Raw genomic sequence first — 16,174 nt, forward strand, 5'->3', positions numbered from 1 at the left:
TTCAGTCGCTCTCGCCCCAGTCACGGCGCACGATCACCGGCGGCGCAAGCCCGGCAGACGGCGCCCCGCCATTGGCATCGATCAGCGAAACTGCGGTCAAGAAACCGTCCCCCATCGTCACATTCGTCGTCAGCGCCAGCCAGCGGCTGGTCACCCCTGCCTGTTCGGCGACATCGGTTGGCGGCTCGCGCCCTTCGAACGGGCCCGCCTCCCAGAATCGCACGCTGCTGCCATAGCCGCCGGCGGGACGCGCCGCCAGCGCCGCCCGCGCGTCGGCGAGCGTGATTTCGCCGGGCAGCAGCATCGCGACCAGCGGCGCCTGTTCGGGCGCGAGCGTGTTGACGTTGAGCCGCACCGGCTCGGTCGTCGGCAGCACGCACACCCAAGGCTTGAGCCGCGCATAAATCTTTGGCGTCACGCCGCGCACCGCGCGCAGCTCGCTGACATCGGCCATCTTGCGGTTGGCGGGGAGGTATGCGCCCTGCATCGCGCGATAGGCATTATCCTCTGCGCCAAGCGGGCCTTCGTTGCTGTCGCTGTCGATCCAGTCGGCCGTGGCACCCGCAATCGCCTGCGCCTGCCCCGGATCGATCCCGAGCAAAGTCATCAATTCGCCGAACTGGCGCATCGATCCCGAACGCTGACTGAAACGCCCCGGCGTCGTTTCGGCGACGAGGCTGTTGAGGTTGAAACAATTATTCGCATCGGTGAGCTTCGCACGCCCTTCGCCGCCGGGCAGCGGCAGCGTGAAATCGCGGCCGAGCCACCCGCCCGCCAAGGTCAGTTTCGCGGGATCGCGCCCGACCAGGTCCGCGACGCGGCGCAGCGCGATCTGCTCGGCGGCGAAGGCGTAAGCGCGGCCCTGATCGACCGTTGCTGCACTGCCCGCGATCCGCGTCGCGAGCGTCAGCCGGTCGAGCGCGGTCGCGGCGATCACCGCCATCACCGCGACGAGCAGCAGCACGCTGAGCAACGCCGCCCCACGTTCATTCTTTGCGCTCTGCCTCATGGTACCGGCGCCTCGGCAGCCGCCGGCGGCGGGGGCAAGGCCGGCGCGGTCAGGAACAGCATCGTCAGCGCCTCGCGCCCGGTCCGCGCCAGCCGCACTTCGACCGCGCGCGGCAGCCGATCGCCGGGTTCGGAACTCCAGCTCTCACCCCAATTGCCCCGCTCGTCGCGATATCGCACGGCGACGCCCGCGACCTCTCCGACGAGCCGGTCGCCCTCGCCAAGCGCGGTGCCGTCGAGCATTGGCTGGGTTGCGCGGCGCCATTCGTTGCCGACGCGCGCATAGGCGACGCGCTCGACACTCGGGCGCGGGCTTCCGTCGAGCGACCCCGCGCCGCTGTGGACAAAGGCAAATCCGTTCGATGATCCGACGAAGGCCGGAACCGCCTCCCCCGCCGGCCCGCGCGTCGAGCGCTGCACCGCCTGCGCAAGGTCGTTCGCCATCACCGCGCGGAGCCGGTTGATGCCCCCCATCGCCTTCAGCCGTTCCTGCACCGCGTCCTGCGTATCGACGCTGCTGCGCAGCAGGCCGACGCCCATCGCCGCGATCGCCGCGAAGATCGACAGCGCGACGAGCATCTCGACGAGGGTGAAGCCGCGTTCGTCCCTCATCGCGACGGCCGGATGATCGTCAGCGCGGCCTGTCCGCGCCCGCTTTCCGGACGAACGAACAGGTCGATGCGCAGCAAGGCGTCGTCGGCGGTCTTGGCGACGCGCTGTTCGACGCGCCAGTTGCGCCCGGCGTTCGCAACGCCGATCGCGCTGTTGCCGATCGTCGGCGGCGCCGGGTCGGTCCACAGTTCGACCGCGCGATTCTGTGCCACAATGCCCGCCATCGTGCTTTCGTCGAGGTCGCCCGCGGTGCGCACCGCATATGCGTCGAGGCGTACGAGCGCGAGCGCGGCGATGCTGATCACACTCAGGGCCACGAGCATTTCGAGCAGGGTGAAGCCGCTTTCGGAACCTTTGGCGCGCTCACTGCCCACGGCTGACCTCCCCGGTCGCCGACACGCGCAAGATCTCGCGCGCATCGCCGCCGGTGAGCACGACCGCCTGCGGCGTCGGGCTGGTGCCGACGCGGTCGAACAGGATGCGCGCCGCGCCCTGTCCGTTGCCCGCGACGAAGCGCACGTCGCCGGGCCAGCTCCGCTGTTCGAAGGCACGGCCGGGAAGCGGTTGCCATTCGCCCGATACCCGCCGCTCGAAGCCATAGCCCGATGGCGCGAAATGGACCGCGACGCTGCGCCCCTCGATCACCGCGACGTCGCGCGCGGCGGCGAGCCGCGCGGCGAGCCGGTCGGCCTCGCTGCGCACGCTGCGCTCCTCGCCGGGGATGGTGAGCACGACGGCGGTCGCGGCGAGCGCCATGATCGCGAGCACGACCATCAGTTCGACGAGTGTGAAGCCGTTGGCGTGGGGACGCGTGCGCGTCTCAGCCGTCGCTGCGAATATCCGCATTGTCGTCGGTCCCGCCGGGGGCGCCGTCGGCACCGAGCGACCAGACGTCGAACGCCTTTCCGTTCGGCCCCGGCGCCTGATAATTATAGGGGCGCCCCCACGGATCGGCGGGCAGCTTCTTGATATAGCCGCCGCGGCGATAGCGTTCGGGCTGCGCGAGCGACGGCGGCGGCGTGCTGAGCGCGTTCAGCCCATCGGTCGAGGCGGGATAGGTCAGATTGTCGAGGCGATATTGTTCGAGCGCGGTTTCGAGCGTCGCAATATCGGCCTTGGCCTTGGTCACCATCGCGCGGTCCTGGCTGGGCAGGACGTTGATCATCACAACCGTTGCGAGCAGCCCGATGATGAAGATCACGACCATCAGTTCGGTCAGGGTGAAGCCGCGCTCGCCCTTCTTGCGGCGGCGCTGGATCGGGGGCCGGCCCTCGCCGGAAAAGGAGGTATCGAGCATCAAGCGAAAGAATAGCTGCATCAGCGACATTTTCATAGTCCGGCTAGGTTCTGCAACTGAAGGATCGGAAGCAGGATGGCGAGGATAATCAGGGCTACGCACGACCCCATAACGACAATTATGACAGGTTCGAGAAGCGCCATCGACGCGGCCGTAAAGCGGTCGAATTCGCGTTCGAGATAATCGGCGGCGCGCTCGAGCATCTGCTCGAGCCGCCCGGCGCTTTCGCCGCTCGCGGTCATATAGACGAGAAGCGGCGGAAAGACCCCGGCGTCGCGGAGGGCCGCGGACAAGCTGCCGCCCGCGCGCACCTGATCGACGATCGTCGCGGTCGCGCCCGCAAGCGCCGCGTTGCGGATCGTCGGAAGCGTCAGGCGCAGCCCCTCGACGAGCGGCAGGCGGCTCGACACCATCGTCGACAGGGTCCGCGCAAAACGCGCGGCATAAAGATCGCGGAGCAGGCGGCCAAGGAGCGGCAAGCGCAGCAGCCGTGCGTCGACGCGCGCCTTGAACGCGGGGCGCCGCATCGCGCTCACCCAGCCGAAGCTCGCGGCTGCGATCAGCAGCGCGATCAACCACCACCAGTTCGCGGCGAAGCTGGAAATTGCAATCACCGCGCGGGTCAGGAACGGCAGCTGCTGGCCGGTGTCGGTGAATTGTTCGACGACGCGCGGGACGACGAAGATCATCAGCGCGGCGACGACGCCGATTGCGACGATCGCAAGTACGATCGGATAGGCGAGCGCAGCGATCAGCTTGCCGCGCACCTCCGCCTGCCGTTCGAGCAGGTCGGCGAGGCGTGCGAGGATCACCGTCAGGCTGCCCGTGGTTTCGCCCGCGGCGACCATCGCGCGATAGAGCGGCGGGAAGCTCGCCGGCTGGCGCGCCATCGCGTCGGCAAGGCGGCGGCCTTCGAGCAGCCCGGCGTGGACGTCGCCAATGACGGCGCGGGCATTTTCGGCCTCGCTCTGGCGCGTCAGCGTGCGCAGCGCCTCTTCGAGCGGCGCGACCTCCGCGAGCGTCGCGAACTGGCGCGTGAAAAGCGCAAGGTCCTTGCTCGACAATCTGTTGCGGCGAAATGCGAACAGCGAGCGGCCGGCGGGCTTCGCCCCCGCCGCCTCGACCGCGACGATATGGAATTTGCGGCGGATCAGGTCGGCGCGCGCGGCATCGTCGTTCGCGGCGGTGAGCCGCCCCTTGCGCTCGCGGCCCTGGCTGTCGATCGCCACATAGCGATAATCAGGCATCGACATCCTCGCGCCGCGCGATGCGGATCGCCTCCTCGGCGGTCGTCAGCCCCTTCGCAACCATCGCACGCGCAGCGGACGCCAGCGTCGGCGATTTCAGGAAGGCGTGTTTCGCGATCATCGCCTCGTCACCGCCATTGTAGATATAGCGGCGCACGGTCTCGTCGACCTTGATCGCCTCGAACACGCCGATGCGCCCGCGGAACCCGCTGTGGCCGCACTGTTCGCAGCCCTTCGGCCGCCAAATGACAGTGCCGATGTCGAGCCCCAGCATCGCAGCAACGCTGTTATCGGCCTGCACCGGCTCGCGGCAATGGTCGCATAGCTTGCGCACGAGCCGCTGCGCGAGCACCGCACGAAGCGTCGAGGCGAGCAGGAAGGGTTCGACCTTCAAATCCTTGAGACGCGTGATCGCGCCCACCGCGTCGTTGGTGTGGACAGTCGAGAGGACGAGGTGGCCCGTCAGCGACGCCTGCACCGCGATATCGGCGGTTTCGCGGTCGCGGATTTCGCCGACCATCACAACGTCGGGATCCTGGCGTAGGATCGCGCGGAGGCCCGCGGCGAAGTCGAGCCCGACCTTGCTGTTCACCTGCGTCTGGCCGACGCCCTCGACGGCATATTCGACCGGATCCTCGACGGTCAGGATATTGCGCTGGCCGTCGTTGAGCTGCTTGAGCGCGGCGTAAAGCGTCGTCGTCTTGCCCGACCCGGTCGGGCCGGTGACGAGGATGATGCCATTGGGTTCGGCGAGCGCCTCGCGCAGGATCTGGTCGGCGGCACCCGACAGGCCGAGAACGTCGAAGTCGATCCCAGCGGCATCCTTGTCGAGGATACGCATGACGACGCGTTCGCCCGCGCGGCTGGGCAATGTCGAAACGCGCACGTCGACCGCCTTGCCCGCCAGCGTCAGTCCGATGCGGCCGTCCTGCGGCACGCGGCGCTCGGCGATGTCGAGGCGCGCCATCACCTTGATACGGCTGACGACGACGGGGGCGACATGCGGCGGCATCCGCAGATGTTCGCGCAGCACGCCGTCGGTGCGCATCCGCACGACGAGGCCGCTTTCATAAGGTTCGATATGAATATCGCTGACGCCCTGCCGCACCGCTTCGGCGATGATCGCGTTGATCAGGCGGATCGCGGGCGCGTCGTCGGCGCTGTCGAGCAGGTCCTCGGCGCTCGGCAGGCTGAAGTCGATGTCGCTGCCGTCGAGCGAGCCCGCCATCGCGGCAGCCGAACTGTCGACAGCATAATGGTCCGACAGCAACCGGTCGAAATCGGCGGCGTCGGCGGTTGCGACGCGCAGCGGCTGCGCGAGGTAGCGCTTGACCTCGATCAGCACCGCGGGGTCGCTGCCTTCGCGCAAGGTCGCGAGCCAGACGCCGTTTTCGCCGGGCGCGATGACGACGCCATGCGCGCGGGCAAAGCCGTAAGGAATATCAACCGGCGCCGGGGGAGGCGCCGCCGGTTCGATGTCGGTCACGGATAATCTCCGGCGGGAGGAGCGGGCGCCTGTGAAATCGAGGGCGGGACTTCGGTCGAAATGACGCTGCCGTCGGGACCGCGCAGTTCGGGCAGGTTGACCGGACCGACGGTGACATCGGTGGCAGTCGCAGCGCTCGGCACCGGCGGCACGGCGCCCAGATAGTCGCGCACTAGCGTGTCGATCGCGGGCTCTTCGCCCGGATTGCGCTGGAGCTGGAAGTCGCGGACATAGCCGTAGCGGCGCGCGGTCAGCGCGGCATTGTCTTCGCGATTGCGCAGGATCGTCGGGCGGATGAAGACCATCAGATTGGTCTTCGAGCGCGTGCGGCTGCGCGATTTGAACAATTCGCCGAGCAACGGAATGTCGCTGAGGAGCGGGATGCGTTCGATCGTCTTGCGCTCGTCGTCGTTGAGCAGCCCGCCGATCGCGAGGATCTCGCCATCGTCGACCGTCAGCACCGTCTCGAACGCGCGCTTGTTGAGAATGAGGTCGCTGTTGCGCGACGAGACGGGTCCCGCGACGCTCGACACCTCCTGCCGCAGGAACATCTTCACTTCGCCCGCGCCATTGACCTGCGGGGTCACTTCCAGCTTGATCCCGACTTCTTCGCGCTGGACGGTGCGGAAGGCATTTTCGAAATTATCACCCAGCTTTTCGCCCGTGGTGATCGGGACATCCTGCCCGACGAGGAATTTCGCGGCCTGATTGTCGAGCGTAACGATATGCGGGGTCGCGAGCAGGTTCGAGGTCGTGTCCGATTTCACCGCGTTGATGATCGCGCCGAAGATCGTGTTCTTGCCGATGTCGCCCGCGAAGCCCGCAAAACCGCCCGTCGCGGTGAGGAGCGACGCCGCGGCCGCTTCCTGCAGGCTGTTGCCGAGCGAGCTGTTCGTCTGGGTGACCGTCGTGTTGCCGTTGACCGTCGTCGTCTCCTGCGACAGCCGGTTCGCGGCATAGGCGCCGCCGAGTGTCAGGATATTGGGCTGCGCGTTGCTGTAGCTGGTCGCGACGAACGGGATATTCTTGCCGCCGAGCAGGAATTGGACGCCGAGGCGTTTCGCCGCATCGTCGCCTATCTCGACGACGATCGCCTCGACGAGCACCTGCTGGCGCCGGCTGTCGAGCTGGCGGATCAGTTCGCCGAGCATCCGCTGCACTTCGCTGTTCGCCGCGACGATGATCGCGTTGGCGCCTTCGTAGCGGGTGACGATCGCGGGACCGCGGGTCGAGATGCTGCCGCTTCCGCCGCCGCCCACCGATGTCGCGGCTGGCGCGGCGGCCGCCGCCATAGGCGCGCTGCCGCCGCTGGAGGACGAGGATGATGAGGTCGATGCGGGCGGCAGGCCCGCCTTCTGTGCCGGGTCGCTGCCCCCGCCGATCAGTTGTTGCAGCGTCGGGAGCAAGGTTTCGGCGTTCGCATGTTCGAGCCAGTAGACGCGCAGTTCGGTGCCGCCCGCCGCCTTGGCGTCGAGGTCGTGCGCCATCGACACGAAGCGCGCGACGAGCGCCTGGTCGCCGCGCAGCGCAATCGCGTTGCTGCTGTCGATAGGCACGATCGCGAGCGGCGCGCGGGCGCCTTCGCCCGCCGCAGGGACAAGCGCGGTGAGCGCGGCGGCGATCTCGCGCGCGCCGGCATTCTTCAATGTGACGATCTGGCTGGTCGAGCTGTCGCGGTCGATACTCGACGCAAGCGCGCGAATGCGGCGGATATTGTCGGCAAAGTCGGCGACGACGAGGCTGTTGGCGTTGCGGTTCGCGGTGAGCGAACCCTGCGCGCTGACAAGCGGGCGCAGCGTTTCGACCGCCGCGACCGCGTCGATGTGCTTGAGGCGGATGATTTCGGTGACGAACTGGTTCTGCGCCGCGCCGCCGCTGCCGATGCGGCCCGGCTGTGCCGCCGCGCCGTCGATCGGCTGGACGCGATAGCTGCCGTTCGGTCCGGGAACCGCGACCAGCCCGTTCGAGCGCAGGGTCGCGAGGAAAATCTCGAAATATTCGCTGCGCGACAGTGGCCGGTCGGTGACGACCGACACCTTGCCGTTCACGCGGCCGTCGATGACAAAGGTGCGCCCGGTAATCCGCGCCGCGTCCTGGATGAAGGCGCGGATATCGGCGTCGCGGACGTTGAGCGTATATTGGGCGTAGGTCACGGCCGGCGTGGCCGAAACCAGCGCCGCGGCAAGCATCAGGGAAAGTTTCAGGCGCATGGGTCTCTATTGCTTCGAAAGGAAAATGGCGACGGGAACGACGCTGGCGCCGCGCTCGACCTCAAGCGCGATGCGCGCGCCCGGCGTAAGTTGATTGGCGAGCGCAGCGGCGTCGCTCGCCGATCCGATCGCGCGACCGCCGACCGAGCGGATGACATCGCCGGGGCGCAGTCCCGCCGCGCGGAAGGCTGCGCCGTCGCCTTGCGGCTGGACGACGATGCCGGTGACGCGGCCGTTCTCGGTCCGCGGCGCGAAGCCGACGCCCGCCTTGATCGCGGCGGGGGTCATTTCGCCGCTCGCGCTTGCGCCAGCCTGAGCCGACCCGATTTCGGGGGTCGGCGCGGGAAGCGGCGCCGCAGGATTGGCGACGGGCGCCGCGCCGCTCTGGTCGAGGAACAGGCTTTCGCGCGCGCCTCCGCGGTCAAGCAGCACATGGTCGAAGGCGACCCCGGCGAGCTTCAGCCCGGGCGCGATCTCGTCGCCGACCGCATAGCTATTCTGTATCCCGTCCTCGCCCGCGATGATCGCCGAGCCACCGCCCGTCGCCTCGTTGAGGTTGATGCCGAAGAGGGTCAGGCCAGCCGAAGTGACGGTCGCCGAAGCGGGGCCCTGTGCATTGCTGCGGAAAAAGGGATCGAGGCTGGAGAAGAGCGCGCGCCGCTCGGCGGGCGAAGCGATCACCGCCGCCTGCGGCTGCCATGCGCCGAGCGGCGACAGCGGCGTGAGCAATACCCAAAGCAGGCGGACGCATTGCCAGACCAGCAGCGCACCGAGCAGGCCGACGAGCAGCGTCGGCCATATTTCGCGTGGGTGCCGGCGCCCGGCGCGCAGCCAGGAGGGCAGCGCACGCGGCAGCCGAACGGCCGATCCGGACATCAGCGTCGCCATGAAGTCTTCCCTGTCCCCCAACTGAAAAATCGGTCTCGCGAATCGCCTAGGGGCGAACGGTGACAATCAGTTGACCGGAAGATTACAGTTTTTTGACGGCCGGGCGAGTCCGCAGCGACGGCCCGAAACGATCCTCCCCGCCGCAGCGGGGAGGATATAGGTTTCAGAATTTGAGCGATGCGCTGAGCGAGAAGGTGCGGCCCAGCTTGTAGCGGTTGAAATAGATCTTGTTGTCGCCCGACGTCTGGACTTCCTGATATTTGCGTCCGGTCAGGTTGCGTGCCTCGAACTTCAGCTCGATTTCCTTGTTGAGCAGGGTCAGCCCCTGACGCGCGACGAAATCGAGCTGGATGCCCGGTTTTTCGAGCAGGTCGGGCTGTCCCGACGGGCCGCGGCTGGTCACGCGCGGGCTGGCGTAGGTGATGAGCAGGGTCTGCTGCGACAGCTTGTCCTGATCTTCCAGTCCGATCTGGACGTTGACCAGATGGTCCGACTGCCCCGTGAGCGGCGAACCATCGAAGAAATAATTGCTCGCGTCCTGCACCACCCCGTTGATGACGGTGGTGTCGCCCGCACCGACTTTGATGTCCGACTTGGTGAAGGTGTAATTGCCGATCAGCACGAGGCGGCGGCTGGCCCAGAAGGGCGAGTCCGACAGCGTGTCGAGCGCGAAATATTTCTGCGCTTCCAGTTCGACACCATAGAGCGTCGCCTTCGGCGCGTTGGCATAGCTGGTGTTGATCGATGAATCCGAGATCGAGGTATAGGCCTCGATCGGCTTGTCGATCGATTTGTAGAAACCGGCGGCGGTGAAACGCTGGTCCTTGGCAAAATACCATTCGTACCGCAGTTCGGCATTCCACAATTCGCTGTCGCTGAGCGACGGGTTGCCGCGGAACAGGCGGTTCGATTCCGGATCTTGGTAGATTTGCGCCACCAGTTCGCGGAACTGCGGACGCGCGATCGTCTTCGACCCGTTGAAGCGCACCTGCATATCGGGTGCGACTTCCCAGGTCAGCGTCACCGCGGGCAGCCAGTAATCATTGTCGAGGTTCGTCGAGACGATCGAGCTGCCGCCCGTTCCGAACAGGTCGACCGGAACGACGGTCTGCTTGCCTTTCTCGTAACGGACGCCGGCGTTGATATTGATTCCCGACATCAGCTCGGCCTGCACCTGTGCATAGCCGGCGTGGGTGGTCAGGCCCGCGTCGAACGCCGCGGTGCCGTCCTGCGCCGAGGTTTCGATCAGGCCGATATCATAGAGCTGGATCGTCGCGTCGGAGAGCAGATAGTCGGGACGCAGCTGCGTCACCGCAACGGGCAGGCCCGATGCGCGGAACTGAAACGCACGGCGAACCGAAGTACGCTTCGTATCGCTATAAGCATAACCGACCGTCGCCGTGATGCGCGAGGCGAGCTCGTACGACAGGTCGACGCCGCCCGACCACAGATCCTCGTTGAGGTCCGAGAAGGCGATTGTCGCGTCGCCGCGGTTTCCGCCAAGGTCGTTGACGAACTTGTCGCCGGTGGGATCCTGCGTTGTCGGCAGGTTGGTGCGGACGTAAGTAAAACCGCGCTCATAGGGCGCTTCGCGCTGCGAATTGGCATAGGCGCCGCGCAGGTCGAGCTTCAGCCGGTCGAAATGGAATTCGCCCACGAACTGCGTGTTGATCAGCTGCCGTTCGTACCAGGCGGTGTCCTGCTTCATGATATCGCGGCCGACCTGGTTCGCGTCGGTGCCGACCGCGAGGCGCGCCTGCTTCAACGTGTCGCGGATATAGAGGTTGGTCCAGCGCAGCTTGTGCTCGCCGATTTCGAGACCGAAACCGAGCAGGCCGTTCACCACGACGCGATTGTCGGTCACGACGCGGTTGTAGCTGGTCTGCGGGTCGCCCGACAGATCTTGCTCGACCGAGGTCTGCTGCAGCGTGTCACGGGTGCGCCACTTGTTGCTGATCCCCGCGGTCGCGATGATACCGAGTTCGCCGTTCGCGAAGGGGATCGTCGTGCCGCCGGTGATGCCGGCCGACCAGTTGACCGGGATGTGGTTATTCTGTTGCAGCAGCGTCGTTTCGGCGTTCACGAGTTCCATCTGGATCGCCTTGAGGTCGTCCTTCGTAAAGTCGGCCCCTTCCAGAATCGGCTTGCCGCTCGCGAACGCGGCCTTCAGCAACGGCGGCACATCGCGCGTCCCGTCGTCGAAGCCCGTCCAGTCGGTGTCGCTGCCATAATAGGTGTAGCCAAGTTCATTCGTCGTTTCGCTGTCCCATCCGATGCCCCCGCTAAGCGTCAGGAACGGCTCGCGCGGGATCGCCTTGGTCGTGAGATTGATCACGCCGCCGCCGAATTCGCCGGGAAAATTCGCCGAATAGCTCTTCTGGACTAGGGTCGAATCGATGACGTTCGAGGGAAAAATGTCGAGCGGAACGACGCGCTTCAGCGGCTCGGGGCTCGGCAGCGGCGAACCGTTGAGCAACGCGAGCGAATAACGGTCACCAAGGCCGCGGACATAGACGAAACCACCACCGACGACCGAGAGGCCGGTGACGCGCTGCAGCGAGCCCGAGATGTCGCCTTCGCCGGTGCGCGCGATGTCGGCCGATGACAGGACCGAGACGACTTCGGGCGTCGCGCGAACGACGTTGGGGGTGAAGCGGCCGGTGACGACGATTTCCTGATCGGCGCCGCCCGGGATCGAAACATCGGCCTCTTCATCCGCCGGCGCGGCGTCGCTAGCCGGCGCCTCGGCGGTGACGGGCGGCGCATCGGCGGCGGGCTCGGCACCGGCGTCCTGCGCGAGCGCGGCGGGCGCAACGAGCGCGGAGCTTAGGAGGAGCAGGCTGGCGAAAAACGGCCGCTTGGTCATGATGGAAAGTCCCCAATTATATGCAGGAAGGGAGCGGGCCAGCCCGGTCGGCGTGCCCGCTCCCCATTGGATCGCGAGCGATCAGGTCGTCGGAATGGCGCTGCAGCTCTTGCTCGACGTGCCGAAGTTGGCGGTCGTCGAGTTGCAGGTCCAACCCTGGTACCAGGTGTCGTTGGCATCGCGGACGGCGCCGACATAGGCGGTGGTGTCGAAGAAGGCGTTCAGCGTCTTCGCATTGAAGGGCGTGAAGCCGGTTTCGGTCGCACCATTGATGAACAGGCTGGTGAGCGACGGCACATAGTTCGAACGGTTGTTCGTGCCGCCTTCGAAGATCGCCTGGACCTGGGCGTCGGTGACGCCGCTGGTGCCGCGGAACGGCGAGGCATTGCACTGCATCGACACCGACTGGAAGACCGGCGGGCCGGCTTCGTCGAGCGCGGGGTTCGCCGCCTGCGTCGTCGTCGCGCTGTTAAGGCCGAGGCAGCGGAAGCCCGGAGCCACGATCAAGCCGTTGGCGAACGTATAGTCGGCACCGCCGCGGACGAGGATCGACACACCGTTGCCCGCCGCATTGTTCCGATGGATATAAGTGAAGTTCGAAATCGCGACACGCTGGCGCGGGCTGGTGTCTTCGTTGCCGTTCGAGTCGATTTCCATCATCGAGTCGCCGACCAGACCGTCCGCACGCTGTACGCCGATGACATACTGGATGTTGCCCTGATAACCCACGTCGGTGTCGAGGCTGTCGTCTTCGGCCCCGGTGATGACCAGATGCTTCATGTTCACGCGGCCGCCGAACACTTCGATGCCGTCGTCCGAGCTGTTGTGGATCTGGATATGGTCGAGCTGCGTGCCCGAACCGACGCCCGACGGCGTCAGCCCCTGCAGTTCCTTGTCGGCGCTGAGGATGAAGCCCGAGTAGCGGATTTGGACATAGGACATGCGGCCCGAATTGTCGGCAGGCTGGGCGCCGCCATATTTCGCGCCCGAGGTGCCTTCGGTATCGCGTTCGCACGCCACCGTGCCCGGCGTCGCGGCGGGCGCGTCGCAATCGGTGACCGGTGCGCGGCCGAGCAGAACAACACCACCCCACAGCTGCGAAGTCTGGTCACCGGCGGAGCCGACGACGTTGCCGCGGCCGGTGAAGACGATCGGCTGGGTCGGGGTGCCGACGGCGTCGATCCGATTGCCGCGGTTGACGGTGAGGAAGGACACGCCCGTCGCGCCAAAGATGGTGACGCCCGGATCGATCGTCAGCGTGACGACATTGTTCGTGCTCGCCGCACCCTGATCGGTGCCGACGTCGACGCGGCCGGGGAGCGAATAGATGACGCCTGCCACTTTCGGAATCGCGGTCGTCGCGGTGAAGCGCGTCGGGAAACCGCAGTTGCGCCATTCGTTACCGCTGGTGTCCGAAATCGTGCCGAGATTGGCCAGTTGATCGGGACCGGTGATGGTCGGGCAGTTCGCGGCCGGGGTCACGGTCGCCGGCGGCGTCGGCGTCGGGGTGGGGGTCGGCGTCGGGGTGGGGGTCGGCGTCGGGATAACGATCACGCCTTCGCCCGGCGACGCGACGCCGTCGGCACCGCACGCCGCAAGGATGGAACAGGCCACGCCGCTGAGCATGACCAAACGAATGCGTGCGAAAGCCGCCATGAAAATCTCCGTTCCCGGTGTGCGCCCCCAGATCGTCGAGCGGCGCCCCTGATGAAAAACATGCCGCGAACGAGATGAGATAGCTGACTCGCCCCCGGTGACGCCGCCACTAGGGTGATTCGATGACGGTCTGACGCCAGAGCCATGACAATTGAGTGACGCTTTCGAGTCGGTTCGATGACATCGGCGGCGCCGGCTGGCCCGCTTGTTTGCGCCAATGAAAATAAATCGGACGAAGCTCGCTTGCATCGCCCGGAAAGCTTTGCTAGGCGCCCGCTCCTACCTGGTGCCGGCCCGTCCGGACCATCATGATGTGCGGTCGTGGCGGAACTGGTAGACGCGCAACGTTGAGGTCGTTGTGGCCGAAAGGCCGTGGAAGTTCGAGTCTTCTCGACCGCACCATTATCCATTGATTTCATTGGATAATTTTTGGCCTTTGGCACACTTTGGTGCAGGCGTTTTCTGCTTAGCTGTGCCAAATATCGGACGAAAAATCCCGCCATTCGACGAAATTCGTCTTCGCCATTATTGCGCGCATCGTCTGCGCGGGCCGCATGAATAGGGCGGGCACGGTTTCGCCCCGCCATTTTGGCGACAGCGACTTGCCTTGGACTTGGTGCACGACTCTTGCTGAATCGGAGCGAAAGTGCGCTAGTCGTAAACTGAAGTGCGACGGCTCGGTATCCGCTGCCGGCTGTGGCTGTCCGCTTCAAAGTGACTGTCTGGCACTGCTAAGAGTCTTCGTCGCCCCAAGCGATGGCGGGCAGGACGCGTCTCGCGACGAATAGCCCGACCATCTTCACGCCGGGAAAGTGCGGCCTGAGCAGACGCTGCGCGGCCTTGAACGTCGTGCCATTCGTAATCACGTCATCCAGCAAAATGATGCCGCCAGGATCCTTCGGCAGCAAGTCGGTCACGACGCGCATGGATTGGACCAGTTCATCGATCGAGGGACGATGGTCGGCGCGCTTGGCCTGCTCTCTCGGCGCGACCGTCTCGAGCAGGCAGCGGACATTGGCCTCGTTCGATACGGCACGAGCAATCTTTTCCATGCGATCATCATATTCAGCATGGTCGCGAGGTTTTGATGGTGGTGCAGGGACTAGAATGACTTCGCCGCGGGCAGCCTTGCCCGATGCCGTCCGGATCGCGGCGGCAATTCTCCGGATGGCCACTTCCTTATACAGGTAGTCCGGCTTGCCCTGGCGAGTGACCGGCTTTTGCAGGTTTGAGATTAGATTGTTTGTCTCGCCATGCTCGAAGCCGGCGCGCGACGTATATTCACCAAAATAGAGGCAGCGGTCGTCGGCCTCGAGATGGGCATGATCGCCGCGTTCAATATCGCCGATGAGGCGCGGCTTAACCGACCAGTCGCTGTCGGACATCGGCATAGTCCCGCACGCGAATAGCGCCTTGTTCCTCAAACCGGGCGGGCCAGGTCAGACGGCTATCCTCGAACGCGCTGTTCAGGATGAAGAGCTTGCGGCCCTGCTTAAGCGCCTCGCGGGCTTGAACCAGCGTCCCGGATGTTTCGCCGGCCTCGACAATCACTGTCGCCTCGGTCAGCGCCGACATGGTCTTGTTCCGCTCGGGAAAAAAGAAGCGGTTGGTCGTCGGATTCTGAGCGGCGTAGCGCTCGATCGGCACTTGGCTGACGACCAGATGCTCGCGTGCGATAAAATCTTGAAGCTCGGCATTCTCCGCCGGATAATGCGACGAGAGCGGCGTGCCGAGCACAGCGATCGTCCGCCCGTCCGCCTCGATCGCGGTCCGATGCGCCACCGTGTCGATACCGCGTGCCATCCCGGAGACGATCGTAAATCCGTCCTCGACCAGCGACCGGACTATCTTGCGCGCACGAGCTCGCCCGTCCGCCGACGGATCGCGGGTCCCGACGACGGCTACCGAACGCGTGTGAACGAGATCCCAGTGGCCCTGATAATAAAGGAGTTCGACCGGGTGGGTCGCCTCGCGAAGACGATCGGGATATTCGAGCTCGCCGTGGAGCCGGATATTGAAGTTGCCGTGGAGGCGACTGCGCAGGTGCTCTATCGCCTTGGCGGCGGCTTCCTGCGCCTCGCCGCGGTCGACGAAATCCGACGGCCTTGCGCCGGGATCCTTTGCGAAACGCGACGCGAGGGTCTTGAAACTCGCGCCGGCTTGCATCCAGAGGCGTTCGTAGGCGCCGAGTTCGAGCGCAGCGTCGATCGCATCGTCGAAAATCTCCGACCCCCGCGAGAGCGGCAAACTTGCCATAGGAACCTCCTGCCCCGTCGGGGCATAATCGCAAACCTTCGAGACGTCAGCCGTCAATATTCCTGAAGGCATAATTCATTCCTTCTGGAATATAGAACATAATAAGAACATTGCCAATGCGCCTGTGCACGACCGCTGATCGGCTCGACGCTGTTCACACCGCACGGGGACGTCCGCGCCGAGCCGAGATAGCGAAACTATGTTCAATCGCCCATTCGCGGACGATGTCCGGGACCCATCGCGGCCGCGGCAATGATTTGACCCGTGGCGGTAGTCGGTCCGGACATTGCGACACCATTCGGCAAATCGTCGATTCCGAATAGCCGATGAAGCGCGCAAGTTCGCGTGGCGTCCAGAGCTTGTCGTCTTCCAATTTTTTGCGATGCCCCCGTCACCGATAGCCGAACGAAGCGGACGGCTTCACGGTCACCGGCCCAGTTCCTTCTTCGAACGCAAGAAGGCGCGGTCGCTGTCGAGGAAGGCCGATAACATCGCCGGAATGAGTTCGACGACCGGCTCTTCGACGCCGTAAGCGGCGGCATAGGCCGCCGCATAGGCAGCAAGACGTTCGTGCAGTTCTGGAAGGATCGCGATTGCGACCTTAATCGGGGTTCGGTCCGGCAGACGGGCCAGTTTGAGATCGGCCAT

14 protein-coding genes and 1 tRNA gene are annotated in these 16,174 nt (G+C 65.5%); 1 reads left to right on the top strand and 14 read right to left on the bottom strand.

Annotated features, from left to right (window positions below):
* Position 1: 1 nt before the first annotated feature.
* The 11 genes from gspK to VGN62_RS09620 all read right to left on the bottom strand — a co-directional run bounded on the left by gspK (position 2) and on the right by VGN62_RS09620 (position 13,270).
* On the bottom strand, positions 2–1,009 hold the full coding sequence (gene gspK / locus VGN62_RS09570) for a type II secretion system minor pseudopilin GspK (RefSeq protein ID WP_327453134.1): 1,008 nt from the start codon (positions 1,007–1,009) through the stop codon (positions 2–4).
* On the bottom strand, positions 1,006–1,620 hold the full coding sequence (gene gspJ / locus VGN62_RS09575) for a type II secretion system minor pseudopilin GspJ (protein WP_327453136.1): 615 nt from the start codon (positions 1,618–1,620) through the stop codon (positions 1,006–1,008). Before gspJ ends, gspK begins: the two co-directional genes overlap by 4 nt.
* Positions 1,617–1,994 carry a type II secretion system minor pseudopilin GspI gene (gspI, locus tag VGN62_RS09580; RefSeq protein ID WP_327453139.1) on the bottom strand — a complete coding sequence of 126 codons (378 nt, stop codon included), beginning with the start codon at positions 1,992–1,994 and terminating at the stop codon, positions 1,617–1,619. Before gspI ends, gspJ begins: the two co-directional genes overlap by 4 nt.
* Positions 1,984–2,466 (bottom strand): GspH/FimT family pseudopilin, encoded by a 483-nt coding sequence (locus VGN62_RS09585; protein ID WP_327453141.1) that lies wholly within the window; start codon positions 2,464–2,466, stop codon positions 1,984–1,986. The genes gspI and VGN62_RS09585 overlap by 11 nt, the downstream gene beginning before the upstream one ends.
* Positions 2,441–2,917 (bottom strand): type II secretion system major pseudopilin GspG, encoded by a 477-nt coding sequence (gene gspG / locus VGN62_RS09590; protein WP_414713272.1) that lies wholly within the window; start codon positions 2,915–2,917, stop codon positions 2,441–2,443. The genes VGN62_RS09585 and gspG overlap by 26 nt, the downstream gene beginning before the upstream one ends.
* 32 nt (positions 2,918–2,949) lie before the next feature.
* Complete coding sequence (gspF, locus tag VGN62_RS09595; RefSeq protein WP_327453145.1) at positions 2,950–4,164, bottom strand: type II secretion system inner membrane protein GspF; 1,215 nt, start codon at positions 4,162–4,164, stop codon at positions 2,950–2,952.
* On the bottom strand, positions 4,157–5,650 hold the full coding sequence (gspE, locus tag VGN62_RS09600; RefSeq protein ID WP_327453147.1) for a type II secretion system ATPase GspE: 1,494 nt from the start codon (positions 5,648–5,650) through the stop codon (positions 4,157–4,159). Before gspE ends, gspF begins: the two co-directional genes overlap by 8 nt.
* Positions 5,647–7,860 carry a type II secretion system secretin GspD gene (gspD, locus tag VGN62_RS09605; protein WP_327453149.1) on the bottom strand — a complete coding sequence of 738 codons (2,214 nt, stop codon included), beginning with the start codon at positions 7,858–7,860 and terminating at the stop codon, positions 5,647–5,649. Before gspD ends, gspE begins: the two co-directional genes overlap by 4 nt.
* Before the next feature lie 6 nt (positions 7,861–7,866).
* Complete coding sequence (locus tag VGN62_RS09610) at positions 7,867–8,748, bottom strand: type II secretion system protein N (RefSeq protein ID WP_327453151.1); 882 nt, start codon at positions 8,746–8,748, stop codon at positions 7,867–7,869.
* Positions 8,749–8,911: 163 nt separating this feature from the next.
* Positions 8,912–11,614 (bottom strand): TonB-dependent receptor domain-containing protein, encoded by a 2,703-nt coding sequence (locus VGN62_RS09615; RefSeq protein ID WP_327453153.1) that lies wholly within the window; start codon positions 11,612–11,614, stop codon positions 8,912–8,914.
* A gap of 81 nt (positions 11,615–11,695) precedes the next feature.
* Positions 11,696–13,270 carry a hypothetical protein gene (locus tag VGN62_RS09620; protein ID WP_327453155.1) on the bottom strand — a complete coding sequence of 525 codons (1,575 nt, stop codon included), beginning with the start codon at positions 13,268–13,270 and terminating at the stop codon, positions 11,696–11,698.
* Between the two features lie 315 nt (positions 13,271–13,585).
* Between VGN62_RS09620 and VGN62_RS09625 the strand changes: the two genes are divergently transcribed.
* Positions 13,586–13,672 (top strand) — tRNA-Leu (locus VGN62_RS09625).
* 329 nt (positions 13,673–14,001) lie between these two features.
* Here VGN62_RS09625 and VGN62_RS09630 read toward each other — a convergent pair.
* The 3 genes from VGN62_RS09630 to VGN62_RS09640 all read right to left on the bottom strand — a co-directional run bounded on the left by VGN62_RS09630 (position 14,002) and on the right by VGN62_RS09640 (position 16,174).
* Positions 14,002–14,655 (bottom strand): hypothetical protein, encoded by a 654-nt coding sequence (locus VGN62_RS09630; RefSeq protein ID WP_327453157.1) that lies wholly within the window; start codon positions 14,653–14,655, stop codon positions 14,002–14,004.
* On the bottom strand, positions 14,630–15,526 hold the full coding sequence (locus VGN62_RS09635) for a DNA-processing protein DprA (protein ID WP_327453159.1): 897 nt from the start codon (positions 15,524–15,526) through the stop codon (positions 14,630–14,632). The genes VGN62_RS09630 and VGN62_RS09635 overlap by 26 nt, the downstream gene beginning before the upstream one ends.
* A gap of 426 nt (positions 15,527–15,952) precedes the next feature.
* Positions 15,953–16,174 carry a DUF2274 domain-containing protein gene (locus VGN62_RS09640; protein WP_327453161.1) on the bottom strand — a complete coding sequence of 74 codons (222 nt, stop codon included), beginning with the start codon at positions 16,172–16,174 and terminating at the stop codon, positions 15,953–15,955.

Origin of the sequence: Sphingopyxis sp. (genome assembly GCF_035998905.1) — a bacterium.
GTDB lineage: Bacteria > Pseudomonadota > Alphaproteobacteria > Sphingomonadales > Sphingomonadaceae > Sphingopyxis.